The sequence below is a fragment of the Roseateles sp. GW821-FHT09G03 genome (assembly GCF_059416045.1).
On the sequence record NZ_JBWKOK010000009.1, the window covers coordinates 148,019 to 160,802 of the forward strand.

General features: G+C 68.3%; 12 protein-coding genes. 5 read left to right on the plus strand and 7 right to left on the minus strand.

Annotated features, from left to right (window positions below; all coding sequences use genetic code 11):
- Window positions 1-45: 45 nt before the first annotated feature.
- From AC07OZ_RS26300 to mdoH, 3 genes are all read left to right on the plus strand, one after another.
- Window positions 46-1,407 carry a sigma 54-interacting transcriptional regulator gene (locus AC07OZ_RS26300; RefSeq protein ID WP_495469995.1) on the plus strand — a complete coding sequence of 454 codons (1,362 nt, stop codon included), beginning with the start codon at window positions 46-48 and terminating at the stop codon, window positions 1,405-1,407.
- 244 nt (window positions 1,408-1,651) lie between these two features.
- Window positions 1,652-3,160, plus strand: a complete 1,509-nt coding sequence (locus AC07OZ_RS26305) for a glucan biosynthesis protein G (RefSeq protein ID WP_495470075.1) — start codon at window positions 1,652-1,654, stop codon at window positions 3,158-3,160.
- An 11-nt stretch (window positions 3,161-3,171) separates the two neighbouring features.
- Window positions 3,172-5,349: a glucans biosynthesis glucosyltransferase MdoH gene (gene mdoH / locus AC07OZ_RS26310; protein ID WP_495469996.1), complete on the plus strand. Its 2,178-nt coding sequence runs from the start codon at window positions 3,172-3,174 to the stop codon at window positions 5,347-5,349.
- 204 nt (window positions 5,350-5,553) lie between these two features.
- Here the strand turns inward: mdoH and AC07OZ_RS26315 are convergent, their stop codons facing one another.
- The 7 genes from AC07OZ_RS26315 to AC07OZ_RS26345 all read right to left on the minus strand — a co-directional run bounded on the left by AC07OZ_RS26315 (window position 5,554) and on the right by AC07OZ_RS26345 (window position 11,596).
- On the minus strand, window positions 5,554-5,958 hold the full coding sequence (locus AC07OZ_RS26315; RefSeq protein ID WP_495469997.1) for a GFA family protein: 405 nt from the start codon (window positions 5,956-5,958) through the stop codon (window positions 5,554-5,556).
- Between the two features lie 169 nt (window positions 5,959-6,127).
- Complete coding sequence (locus AC07OZ_RS26320) at window positions 6,128-6,979, minus strand: urease accessory protein UreD (RefSeq protein WP_495469998.1); 852 nt, start codon at window positions 6,977-6,979, stop codon at window positions 6,128-6,130.
- A complete protein-coding gene (locus AC07OZ_RS26325; protein ID WP_495469999.1) occupies window positions 6,976-8,574 on the minus strand; it encodes an ABC transporter substrate-binding protein in 1,599 nt (532 codons plus the stop codon). The genes AC07OZ_RS26320 and AC07OZ_RS26325 overlap by 4 nt, the downstream gene beginning before the upstream one ends.
- Window positions 8,575-8,624: 50 nt before the next feature.
- On the minus strand, window positions 8,625-8,789 hold the full coding sequence (locus tag AC07OZ_RS26330) for a hypothetical protein (protein ID WP_495470000.1): 165 nt from the start codon (window positions 8,787-8,789) through the stop codon (window positions 8,625-8,627).
- 78 nt (window positions 8,790-8,867) lie between these two features.
- Window positions 8,868-9,260 carry an SDH family Clp fold serine proteinase gene (locus tag AC07OZ_RS26335; RefSeq protein WP_495470001.1) on the minus strand — a complete coding sequence of 131 codons (393 nt, stop codon included), beginning with the start codon at window positions 9,258-9,260 and terminating at the stop codon, window positions 8,868-8,870.
- Between the two features lie 189 nt (window positions 9,261-9,449).
- Window positions 9,450-10,727: a cyclic di-GMP phosphodiesterase gene (locus tag AC07OZ_RS26340; protein ID WP_495470002.1), complete on the minus strand. Its 1,278-nt coding sequence runs from the start codon at window positions 10,725-10,727 to the stop codon at window positions 9,450-9,452.
- A gap of 146 nt (window positions 10,728-10,873) precedes the next feature.
- Complete coding sequence (locus AC07OZ_RS26345) at window positions 10,874-11,596, minus strand: c-type cytochrome (protein WP_495470003.1); 723 nt, start codon at window positions 11,594-11,596, stop codon at window positions 10,874-10,876.
- 88 nt (window positions 11,597-11,684) lie between these two features.
- Between AC07OZ_RS26345 and AC07OZ_RS26350 the strand changes: the two genes are divergently transcribed.
- Together AC07OZ_RS26350 and AC07OZ_RS26355 are read left to right on the plus strand one after the other, a co-directional pair.
- Complete coding sequence (locus tag AC07OZ_RS26350; RefSeq protein WP_331617684.1) at window positions 11,685-12,527, plus strand: AAA family ATPase; 843 nt, start codon at window positions 11,685-11,687, stop codon at window positions 12,525-12,527.
- Between the two features lie 22 nt (window positions 12,528-12,549).
- Complete coding sequence (locus AC07OZ_RS26355; RefSeq protein ID WP_495470004.1) at window positions 12,550-12,774, plus strand: hypothetical protein; 225 nt, start codon at window positions 12,550-12,552, stop codon at window positions 12,772-12,774.
- Window positions 12,775-12,784: the final 10 nt, after the last annotated feature.

Below are 12,784 nucleotides of genomic sequence, written 5' to 3' on the forward strand. Positions count from 1 at the left end.
CCCCTCGGGGGACCGGCCGCCGCGTGCGGCGGACGAGGGGCTCACATGAGCGGCGGTGCGCGAATCCTGATCGTCGACGACGACGCCGACCTGCTGAAGCTGCTGCAGATGCGGCTGGAAGCCGCCGGCTACGACATCACCGCCGTCGGCAGCGCCGAGGCGGCGCTCGCCAAGCTCGACGTGCAGCGGCCCGCGCTGGTGCTCAGCGACGTGCAGCTGCCCGGCATGGACGGCCTGGCGCTGTTCAACACGATCCGCGAGCGCCACCCCGCCCTGCCCGTCATCCTGCTCACCGCGCACGGCACCATCCCCGACGCCGTCGCCGCGACCGCGCAGGGCGTCTACACCTACCTGACCAAGCCCTTCGACGGCCGCGCGCTGCTCGACACCATCGCGCAAGCCCTGACCCTCACCGCCGTCCACCAGGACGACAGCCCCGACCAGCTCTGGCGGGAATCCATCGTCAGCCGGTCCAACGTGATGGCCGAGGTGCTGGCCGAGGCGCGGCTGGTGTCGGCCTCGCAGGCGCCGGTGCTGATCCGCGGCGAGAGCGGCAGCGGCAAGGAACTGCTCGCCCGCGCGATCCACGCCGCCAGTCCGCGCGCGAAGCGGCCCTTCGTCGCCGTCAACTGCGGCGCGATCCCGGAGCCGCTGCTGGAGTCCGAGCTCTTCGGCCACGTCAAGGGCGCCTTCACCGGCGCGCTGGCCAACCACCGCGGCCTGTTCCAGGCCGCCGACGGCGGCACGCTGCTGCTCGACGAGATCGGCGACATGCCGCTGCCGCTGCAGGTCAAGCTGCTGCGCGTGCTGCAGGAGCACCAGGTGCGCCCGGTCGGCGCCAGCGCCTCGGTGCCGATCGACGTCCGCATCCTGTCCGCGACCCACCGGGACCTCGAAGCCGCGCTGGCCGAAGGCCAGTTCCGCGAGGATCTCTACTACCGCCTCAACGTCGTCAGCCTGACGCTGCCCACGCTGGACGAGCGACGCGAGGACATCCCGCTGTTGGCGCAGCACTTCCTGCAGAAGCTCGCGGCCAAGTACGACAAGCGCCTCAACGGCTTCGCGCCCGACGCGCTGAAGGCGCTCACCATGGCCGCCTGGCCGGGCAACGTGCGCCAGCTCCACAACGTCGTGGAGCAGGTCAGCGCGCTGGCCACCTCGCCGCTGATCCCGCTGTCGCTGGTGCAGCGCGCGCTGCGCTCGCCCAGCATCGAAGTACTTCCTTACGCCGAGGCGCGACAACGCTTCGAACGCGAGTACCTGGTGGGCCTGCTCAAGCTCACCGACGGCAACGTCGCCGATGCCGCGCGGCTCGCCGACCGCAACCGCACCGAGTTCTACCGCTTGCTGCAGCGCAACGGACTGGACCCCTCGATGTTCCGCGCCGATGGGCCTGTCGCTGAATAGCGACAAGAAAAGTCCTTTCAAATCAAGGACTTGGAATTCAAGGCAGCAATCGCGTCGCCCCCCGGCGACAGAAATTCCCGTGTGCGGCACCGCACCAACGACGTAAGTTGTTGATTTAGAAGAGATTTCTCTTGTGGCACAGGCCTTGCGTTAGGCCTGTCACATGAGAAATATGCACACCCCCTCCTCTCGGGTCCTCATCCAGGCGGCCAGTGTCCGCCTCCAGGCCGGCCAGCGTCGGTGGATGGGGTCGTTCTTCGGGCTCGCGGTCGGCGCCGCGCTGCTGGCGGCCACCGCCGCAGCGCATGCCTTCGGCTTCGACGAGGTGGCCGAGCGCGCCAAGGCGCTCGCGGCCAAGCCCTACGTCGCGCCGCCGGACACGCTGCCGGCCGAGCTGAAGAACCTGAACTACGACCAGATGCGCGACATCCGGTTCAAGCCGGCGCGCGCGCTGTGGCGCGAGGAGAAGCTGCCCTTCGAGCTGATGTTCTTCCACCTGGGCCACTACCAGACCCAGGCCGTGCGCATCAACGAGATCGTCGGCGGCCAGGCAAGACCTGTCCCCTTCAAGCGCGAGGACTTCGACTACGGCAAGAACAGCCAGCTGTCGCCGCAGAAGTGGGGCGACGTCGGCTATGCCGGTTTCCGCGCGCACTTCGCGCTCAACAACGACAAGTACAAGGACGAGCTGGCGGTCTTCCTGGGCGCGAGCTACTTCCGCGTCCTCGGCGCCAACCAGCATTACGGCCTGTCGGCCCGCGGCCTGGCCATCGACACCGTCGGCGGCAAGGGCGAGGAATTCCCGCGCTTCACCGAGTTCTGGATCGAGCGCCCCGCGGCCGACGCCAAGTCGCTGACCGTGCATGCGCTGCTGGATTCGCAGCGCGCCAGCGGCGTCTACACCTTCGTGATCAAGCCGGGCGCGGAGACCGTGGTCGAGACGCGCGTGCGGCTGTTCATGCGCACGCAGGTCGCGACGCTGGCGATGGCCCCGCTGACCAGCATGTACCTCTTCGGCGAGAACCAGCCGCAGAAGGGCGACTTCCGGCCCGAGGTCCACGACAGCGACGGCCTGATGGTCGCCAGCTCGACGGGCGAATGGATCTGGCGTCCGCTGATCAACCCGAACGGCACGCTGACCACGTCGTTCACCCTGCCCGGCGTGAAGGGTTTCGGCCTGATGCAGCGCGACCGCAAGTTCGCCAACTACGAGGACACCGAGGCGCGCTACGAGATGCGTCCCTCCGCCTGGGTCGAGCCGACCAGCGACTGGGGTCCGGGCCGCGTCGAGCTGATGTCGCTGCACACCCCCGACGAGACGCACGACAACATCGTCGCCTACTGGGTGCCAGCGAAACAGCCGGCTCCGGGCCAGCCGCTGGACTACTCGTATCGCCTGCACCTGCAGGGCGAGCAGCAGCAGCGCCCGCCCGGCGCCTGGGCCGTGCAGTCCCGCACCGGCTACAGCTACGCCAAGCTCGACAAGAACGAGCAGCAGTTCATCGTCGACTTCGAAGGCCCGTCGCTCGCCGCGCTGCCGGCCGGCGCCGAGGTCAAGGCCGTCGCCAGCACCAACGGCAACGGCGAGGTCACCGAGGTCAACGCCTACCCGAACCCGGTCACCGGCGGCTGGCGCATGGCCGTCCGCATCAAGCAGCTCCGCCCCGGTCAATCGACCGAGCTGCGCGGCTTCCTCCAGACGAAGCAACAGGTCCTCACCGAGACCTGGAGCCTGATTCTTCCTCCCCAGTGAAGGAGCACGACATGATCGAATCCACGCACACCGCCACCGTGCACCAAGCCGCCGCCGCCCCCGGGCCCGTCGGTCCGAGCGCCCCGGCGATCAGGCGCGGCGCGATGGTGCCCCGCGCCTGGGGCCAGCGCAATCCGCCGGTCGAGTCGCTGCCCGATGCCGAGCCGCCCGAGGCCTGGGAGACCGCCGCGAAGAACCGCCGCAACGCGCTGAAGCTGTCGATCATCGGCGCCACCGCGCTGGCGACCGGCGTGCTCTGGCAGACGCATCGCGGCTGGGCCTCGGACCCGTGGGCGTTCGCGCTGCAGTGCGTGCATCTGGGGCTGTTCGCGTTGCTGTTCGCCTGGGTCAGCGCCGGCTGCGTCACCGCGGTCATGGGCTTTTGGGTCATGCTGCGCGGCGACAGGCACGCCATCAGCATCAAGGACGCCGGCAATGACGCGCTGGGCGCCGACGCGCGCACCGCGCTCGTCATGCCGATCTGCAACGAGGACGTCACCACCGTCTTCGCCGGCCTGCGCGCCAGCTGCGAGTCGCTCGCGGCCGCCGGCGCGCTGCGCCTGTTCGACGTCTACATCCTCTCCGACAGCTCCGACCCCGAGCGCCGCACGCAGGAACTGGCCGCCTGGGCCGAGCTGCGCGCGCAGTTCGCCGGTCGCGGTCGCATCCATTACCGCTGGCGCCAGCGCCGGGTGAAGAAGAAGGCCGGCAACGTGGCCGACTTCTGCCGCCGCTGGGGCCGCAACTACCGCTACATGGTGGTGCTGGACGCCGACAGCGTGATGAGCGGCGACTGCCTGCTGGGCCTGGTGCGCCTGATGGAGAAGCATCCGCGCGCCGGCATCCTGCAAGCCGCCAACCAGGTCTGCGGCCACGACACGCCGCACGCCCGCGCGCAGCAGTTCGCGAGCCGCGTGACCGGTCGTCTCTTCGCCGCCGGCATGCAGTTCTGGCAGCTGGGCGAAGCCCACTACTGGGGCCACAACGCGATCATCCGCGTCGAGCCCTTCATGAAGCATTGCGCCCTCGCCCCGCTGCGCGGCAAGGACATCATGTCCCACGACTTCGTGGAAGCCGCGCTGATGCGCCGCGCCGGTTACCAGGTGTGGCTGGTGGCCGACCTGCCGGGCAGCTACGAGCAACAGCCGCCGCACCTGCTGGCCGAGCTGCAACGCGACCGCCGCTGGTGCCAGGGCAACATCCAGAACGCCGGCCTGATCGCCGAGCCGGGTCTGCACGGCGTCCACCGCGCGATGCTGGTCACCGGCGCGCTGTCCTACCTGGCCGCGCCGCTGTGGCTGCTCTACGTCGGCCTGGGCGTGCTGCTCTGGAACGTCGGCGGCAACGAGGCCTTCCAGCCCTTCCTGGAAGACGGCTCGCTGGCGCCGGGCGTGGCCGCGCTGTGGTTCGGCACGATCGGCATGCTGGTGCTGCCGCGCCTGTTGTCGGTCGCTGCGCTGATCCTGCGCGGCGAGCAGTCGCAGTACGGCGGCTCGCTGAAGCTGGTGGCCTCCTGCGCCACCGAGGCCGGCATGTCGCTGCTGCAGGCGCCGCTGCGGATGGTCGCGCATTCGATCTTCTGCGTGGTCGCGCTGACGGGGATCTCGCTGGACTGGAAGTCGCCGCCGCGGGCCGCCGAGGACGTGTCCTGGCGCGAGGCCTTCGCCGCCTACGGCCGCATCAGCGCGGTGACGCTGGTGATCACGGCGCTGATCGGCGCGCTGAGTCCCACGACGCTGATCTGGATCGCGCCGATCGCCTTGCCGCTGCTGCTGGCCGCGCCGATCACGGTGCTGTCGAGCCGGGCGAGCCTGGGCGAGCGCATGCGCCGCGCCGGCCTGCTGGTCATTCCGGAAGAGAGCTCAACACCGACCGTGCTGCGCAACGCCTGGGCCTACGGCCGCCAGGAACGTCGCCTTCCCGGTTTCGCCGACCTGCTGGCGAGCCGCCGCCTCACCGCGCTGGCGGCCGAGGCGATGGGCCGCCGCGACGTCGGCACGGGCAAGCGCGCCGAGGTGCGCGGCCGTCGCATGCATGAGCTGACCGCTCAGCCGGGCATCGTCGACGCCATGAGCAACGCGGACCGCATGCGCTTCCTGAGCGAGCCGGGTCACCTGCTGCGACTGGCGCAGCCGCTGCGTCCGTCGACGCTGACCGAGGTCCGCCCGGACCTGCGTCTGGCGGCCTGATGCAAGAACGCCCCATCGGCCCGGGTGCCCGCCGACGAGTCATGGCGGAGGCGCGGCGCCCGGGACCGATGGTGTCCCAACCCGCGGTCAGCGAGATCCCGTGGGGCCGGAATGATGCGGGAGGTTCGCGGACGCGAGGCCTCCTGCATCGTGGAGTGCCCGCGCCAGGCCTCCCGCAGTGAATTCGGGCTGGCGGATCACCCGCTACATCGGATCCTTGTCATAAGTTCTGACCTCCTCCGGCAACCGGACCCAGCCGTGCATGCGGCAGGTGTAGACCGAGTCCTGAGGCGGCGGGAACGAGGGATCCGCGAAGGCGCCGACGGCGACGCCGACCGAGCCCTCGACACCCTCTTCCGTATGGAAGACGTTGCTCCCGCAGACCGGGCAGAAGTGGAACCGGAAGCGTGCGCCCTGATCCCCGGCGCGTACGAACTCGGTCGCGATGCCGATCACCTCATAGGGTTCGGCGAAGGCTGCCAGCGTCGCGAAGACACTGCCCGTGCGCCGCTGGCACGCCAGGCAATGGCAGAGGCCGGTTCCCAGCGGCTCTCCCTGCACCACGATCTTCAATTGGCCGCAACTGCATGAAGCGGTACGTGAAGCCATGCGATCACCTCCCTGGAGACCGTCTGTGGAACGGCCATGCTAAGCGCTGCCTGAGTGTGCTGGCTACAACTCTGAGACATCGTTGCCACAGCGATATGCGCGGGCGTCCCCAGAGTGGGGGATGCGCGCGGGCCGGGGATTTGCCCGGGAACCGGGCGGGGCGTCCGGCCTACATCGCCCAGAGGCGTGGCGAGGTGCCGTCCAGGCCCCACAAGACCTGACGCCAGGTGGCCCTGCAGCGGCGCAGCAGGAGCGAGACCGGCTCGACCACCGGCCCCAGCGCCCGCACCACCAGCACGCCGTCCTGCGCGGCCGTCGCGCCGGCGGCAAGCCGCAGCGGATCGGCCTCGATCAGCGCGCGGACCGCATCCAGCGCCTGTTCGCGACGCTCGCGTCCGATCGCGGTGCCGGCGGCGAAGACCAGCGTGCCCAGGCAGCGGTGACCCGCCAGCCCGAGCTCGCCGTCCATCAGCAAGGCATCGCCGGCATCGAGCAGACCGCGTTCGAGCCAGATGCCCGGGATCTCCAGGTGCTGCTGGAAGCGCCCGGCGGCATACGGCTGCCCCGCGCCGGGCAGGCCCAGCGCGGTGATGTCCCAGGCGAGCAGCTCCGCCGTCGGCGCCAGCGTGAAGCGCGCCTCGTTGAGCGCTTCGCAACCCGGATAGGCGATGGCCTCGAGCGGCAGCCATTCGAGCCGCGCGCGATCACCCAATTGGGCGTGCACGCGCTGCGTCGCGAGCGCTCCCGAAGGACTGCGATAGAAACGCGTCGCGCCCGGCGTGGTCACCAGCGCATGGGCGCCCTCGCCCACCGTGACGGCAATGTCCAAGGTGTCCCCGCCGACCAGCCCGCTGGGCGGATGCACCAGCACGCTATGGCAGATGGCGTCGCCTTCGGGATAGAGGCTCTTCAGCAGGCGCAGCGGCCCCTGATGCTCATGGCTGACGACGCAGCGTCCCCGTTCGGTCCGGTAATCGGCGCGCAGACGCGCCAGCCATTGCTTCTCAGGGGTGCCATTCATTTCGGCAGTGTCACCCACGCGTAGTCCAGCCAGTTGTCGGCACGATGCACGGCCTTCACGCCCTGGCGCACCGCCCACGGCGCGGCCTGCCGGTGCAAGGGGATCACGTGGATCTGCTCGCGGTACTCCTGCAGCGCGGCCCGGATCAGTTGCTCGCGCTTCGCGGGATCGGCCTCCGTCGAGGACGCGCCCGCCAGTTGATCGAACTTCGGATTCTTCGATCGCCCGTAGTTGTAGTAGCCGGCGCCGGAAGGCTTGTCGTCGGTGCGGTAGACCGGCGTCAGGATGGTCTCCGCGTCGGTGATCGCGCCGCCCCAGCCCATCAGATAGAGGCTGGTCTCGTAGCGCTCCAGCTTCGGGAAGTACAGCACGCGCGGCATCGCGTTGACCTTCACCTTCACCTTGATCTGCGACCACATCGACGCCAGCGCGAGGCAGATGGCCTCATCGTTGACGTAACGGTTGTTGGGGCAGTCCAGCGTCACCTCGAAGCCGTCGGCGTATCCGGCGTCGGCCATCGACTTCCGCGCGGCAGCCAGATCGAACGGCAGCCGCGTCTCCAGCGCCGGATCGTTGAAGGCGCCCAGCGGCGACGGCGTCAGCCCGCCGGTGGGCTGCGACAGTCCGTTCATCAGACGCTTGTGGATGGCGTCGATGTCGATGGCCTGGTACATCGCGCGCCGCACGCGCAGGTCCTGGAACGGGTTCTTGCCGTTGGGCGCCCGGCCGTACACCAGCGTGTCGCGCGCCTGGTCCATGCCGACGAAGATCAGGCGGTTCTCCAGCCCCTCGATGACCTGCACGCCGGGCGTCGCGCGCAGCCGCGGCACGTCGCGCGGCGACGGATCGAGCAGGAGGTCGACCTCGCCCGAGACCAGCGCGGCGAGCCGCGTCGCGTCGTTGGAGATCGGCGTGAACTGCACCTCCTGCACGTTGCCCTCGAAGCGGCCCCACCAGTTCGGGTTGCGCTTGTAGACGGTGCGGATGCCCGGCTGGCGGCGGACCAGCATGAACGGGCCGGTGCCGTTCATGTTGAAGCTGGCGAAGCTCTCCTCGTTGTCCTTGAAGCTGAGCGGCTTCGTCACCTTGTGCTGCTCGCTCCAGGACTTGCTCATGATGAAGAGCAGGTCCAGGTGCTGCAGGAAGATCGGGTTGAAGCGCGGCTGCGTGATCTCGACGGTGAGGTCGTCGATCTTGCGCGCGGTGCCGACGGCGTTGGCGTAGACGGCGACCTGCGAGGTGGGCGCCTTGGCGCGCTGCAGCGAGTAGAGGACGTCGTCGGCGGTGAACGCGGAGCCGTCGTGGAACTTGACGTTGGGGCGCAGCTTGAAGCGCCAGACCAGCGGGCTGACCTGGGTCCATTCGGTGGCAAGACCCGGCACGATGTTGAGCTGGCGGTCGCGGGCGGTGAGCCGCTCGTAGACCTGCGAGTTCATGCCGTTGGTCAGGCTCTCGTTCTGCGAGTGCGGGTCCATCGTCTGGGCGTCGCCCTGACTGGCCCAGCGCAGCGTCTGCGCCTGGGCCGCCGATGCGCCGGTCACGGCGCCTCCAACCGTGCCGGCGCACAGCGCCAGCAGCATGAGCATTGGCTTCATCCCGCACTCCCCGACGTCATGTGATGCCGGGGAGTGTAGGGAGCGGAGGATCAGCGGGAGGTCGGGGTCTTTCCGGACAGTTCGTCCATCGCTGGCGTATCCCGCACCGGCTTCCGATCCAGGTCAAACAAGCTGGCGTAATACGCCCTCGCCGCCATGAGCGTGCGCTTGCGGCCCTCCAGCAGCACGATGTGAACAGGAACCTTATTGGGCATGCAAAGCCTCCAAGTTAAGCATTGAGAAGGGGTGGACATTGATCAGAGGAGTCGTGGACTCTGCCCGTCCGGGCATGTTCACGCGACACCATTGAGCCGAGGTACCTGCATGTCCAACGGTCCCAGTTCAGCGAGGTCGTCCATATGCAGTACGGATGCGCCGAGGACGATCAGCGTTCCCGCGCTCTTGCAGTAACGGGGGACGAAGGTCTCAACGCGTTCGTAGTGGAAGCCCAGCGCGCGGGCAATGCGGAAAGCCGCGTGCGGATCGCCTCCAGGCATCTCCAACACGAGGAGCACCTTGTCGTTGGATCGACGCTCGCGGAGCAGTGCGCTCAACCGCTCATATCCCTCGATCGTGATCGGACCCGCATAAGTCACGACATCGAAGGGTGGAACAAGCGGTTTGAGTGTTGGTGGATTCGTCGGTTCGTGATCGACCGGGTCCGCCTCTTTCAACAGGACTGCCATCAAGTGACCTCCAGCGCCATTCATCGGCGCGAGGTCTGCATCTTCCGGCGGACGGTTCAGGCGAACCATTGCCTGAACTAGGAGACTTTCGCCTCAGAGATTGAGTGCGCTTACCGCTCTGAGTCAGCGGCAACTACCGAGACTTGCGGTTACTCGGGGCTTCGCCTCTCCCGAGGCGATGTATCCCCCTCATTTCGCCGGCGCCTGCCAGAGCTCGTCGAGCCGCTGGAAGCCCCAGGTGGCCGGATCCTCGCGGCCGACGATGCGGTCCGCGGCGTGCGCCGCCGACAGGTCCAGCACCTGCGTCGGGATCGGCATCTGCGACTTGGTCGAATAGAACACCCGCACCCGCGGCGCCGTCAGCGCCGTGGCGTTCTGCTCCAGCACCACCGCCAGCCGGCCGGACTGCAGCTTCACCAGCGTGCCCACCGGATAGATGCCCACGCACTTGACGAAGGCCTGGAACACCCGCGGATCGAAGTGGCCCGTCCACTGCGCCATCCGCGCCAGCGACGACGCCGGATCCCACGCGTTCTTGTAGGGCCGGTTCGAGGTGATCGCGTCGTACACGTCGCACACCGCCCCCATGCGCGACAGCAGGCTGATCTGCTCGCCCGCCAGCTTGCCGGGATAGCCCGAGCCGTCCATCTTCTCGTGATGCCGCAGCGCCACGTCCAGCGCCGCCTCGGGCACCGACGTGCCTTCCTTGAGCATCTCGAAGCCGCGCGTCGGGTGGTCGCGCATGATCGCGAACTCGTCGTCGGTGAGCGCGCCCGGCTTGTTCAGCACGTTCAGCGGCATCATCATCTTGCCGACGTCGTGCAGCAGACCGGCCAGGCCGGCCTCGCGCGTCTGCGGCTCGTCCAGGCCCATCTGCCGGGCCAGCGACACCATCAGCGCGCACACCGCCACCGAGTGCATGTAGGTGTAGTCGTCCTTGGTCTTCAGCCGCGCCAGGCTGATCAGCGCCGACGGGTTGCGGACCACCGAGCTCGCGACCTCCTCGACGAGGGGCAGGCATTGCTCCGCGTCGATCGCCTTGCCCAGCCGGGCCTCGCCGAACAGATGCATCACGGCGCGCTTGGAGCGCTGCATCACCTGCGTGGCGCGCTCGAGCTCCTCGCCCATCGACGCGGGCGCGGTGCTCAACTCGAGGCGGGGCGCCGCGGCAATGACCGCGGGCGCGGCGGGAGGCTCCGTCACCGCGGGCGCCACGGGCATGGCAGGCGCTGGCGCGGCGGCCGGCGGTGCGAGAGCCGCCTTCGGCGCCTCGGGCGCGTCGACGTCCAGACCCTTGGACGCGTCGATCCAGCAGAACGGCACGCCGCTCGCTTTCAGCGCCTTCAGATCCTCGGGATCGGTGAGGACGAATTTCGTCTTCCAGAAAGGGTGCGACAGCCACGACCCTTCCATCCCTTGCAGATACATGCCCAGCTTCACCTGGGCCGTGGGGATCTTCTTCAGCATGACTGGCGTTTTCGTCCAGGACAACACAGTATGGCGCCCTCCTCGGCACACGCACAGTCAGATCAACCATGAAAAAACCGCCCGGGTGGGCGGTTTGGCTACTTCATTTCGCTGGACCCCGAGGCTGGCACACAGCCTGCCACGGATCAGCGGAACCGCGATTGCGGGACTGTACGTAGTTCGGACGGCAAGCTTGCCAAATACTGCGACAGAAGCTTCAGTTCAGCGTGACTGAATTGCTTCACCTGCCCCGCCATCACCGCATTGGTGCGCCCGTGATACGGCTTGCCCTCGATCTGGTAGGACTTCAGCGCCACGTACAGGTAGTCGGCATGCTGGCCCGCGATCTTCGGGTAGGTGCCGTCGATCGGCTTGCTGAAGTTGGCGCCGTGACAGCTCGCGCAGGCGCCCTTGTCCAGCAGCTTCTTGACGTCGGCCGGCGCCTCGACCGTCGCGGGCACCGCGTCGACCTTGGCCAGGCCGGCGTAGTAGTTGGAGATCTCGGCGATGTCCTTGTCGCCCAGCGGCAACGCGATGCCGCGCATCGTCGGGTGCTTGCGGTCGCCCTTGGCGTAGGCGGCCAGCGCGTTGGCGATGTACTGGGCGTTCTGGCCCGCGATCATCGGGACCTTGTGGACCTCGGGGAAGGTGGCCTGGTAGCCGGGGATGCCATGGCAGCCGATGCACATGGCCACCTTGGCCTGCACGTTGGCCTGGGGGCCAGGTGTTGCGGCGTTGCTCGCCGCAGGGGTGGTCGTCGACGGCGCTTGTCCCGGCGCGGGCGACGAAGAAGCGTTGGACTGAGCGGCTACAACAAACGCACTACCGGCCAGCATCAACGCGAGGGAGATCTGCAGTTGTCTTCTCATGGTCCCGATCTTCTAGGATTTGGGGCGGCGCGATTATAGGGGGGGCCCTATATACTGGTTTTCACCCCTGCGCTAGAGAAGCCCACCCATGAAATTCCAAGGTTCCCAGGACTACGTCGCCACGCCCGACCTGATGCTGGCGGTCAACGCGGCCATCACGCTGACGCGGCCGCTGCTGGTCAAGGGCGAACCGGGCACCGGCAAGACGCTGCTGGCCGAGGAAGTCGCCAAGGCGCTGGGGCTGCCGCTGCTGCAGTGGCATGTGAAGAGCACGACCAAGGCGCAGCAGGGCCTGTACGAGTACGACGCCGTCAGCCGGCTGCGCGACAGCCAGCTCGGCGACGACAAGGTGCGCGACATCGCCAACTACATCGTCAAGGGCACGCTGTGGGAGGCTTTCTCGTCGGACACGCCGGTGGCGCTGCTGATCGACGAGATCGACAAGGCCGACATCGAGTTCCCCAACGACCTGCTGCGCGAGCTCGACCGGATGGAGTTCTACGTCTACGAGACCCGCGAATGGGTCCGGGCGAAGCACCGGCCGCTGGTGTTCATCACCTCCAACAACGAGAAGGAGCTGCCGGACGCCTTCCTGCGCCGCTGCTTCTTCCACTACATCAAGTTCCCCGAGGCCGACACGATGCAGGCCATCGTCGACGTCCACTTCCCCGGCCTGAAGAAGGACCTGCTGGCCGCCGCGCTCAAGACCTTCTACGACGTGCGCAAGCTGCCGGGGCTGAAGAAGAAGCCCTCGACCTCGGAACTGATCGACTGGCTCAAGCTGCTGCTGGCCGAGGACATCCCGCTGGAGGCGCTGCAGACGCAGGACGACAAGGTCGCGATCCCGCCGCTGGTGGGCGCGCTGCTGAAGAACGAGCAGGACCTGACCCTGTTCGAGAAACTCGTCTACATGCAGAGCCGCAACCGTTGACCGCCGCCCGTACGATCCCCGCATGAGTCAAGACTTCAACACGGCCTGGCGCGCCGCGCTCGCCGACGCGCTCGGATTCGTCGGCGGCGGCGTGATCGGCCTGCTGGCCGGCCGCGCGCTCGGATGGGAATTCATCGGCGAGCCCGGCTGGGGCCCCACGCAGATCCTGGGGCTGCTGACCATCCTCGTGGGCATGGGCGGCTGCCGATGGCTGCTGCGCCGGCTGCTGCTCGGCAACAAGGGCTGAGGCTTCCGCC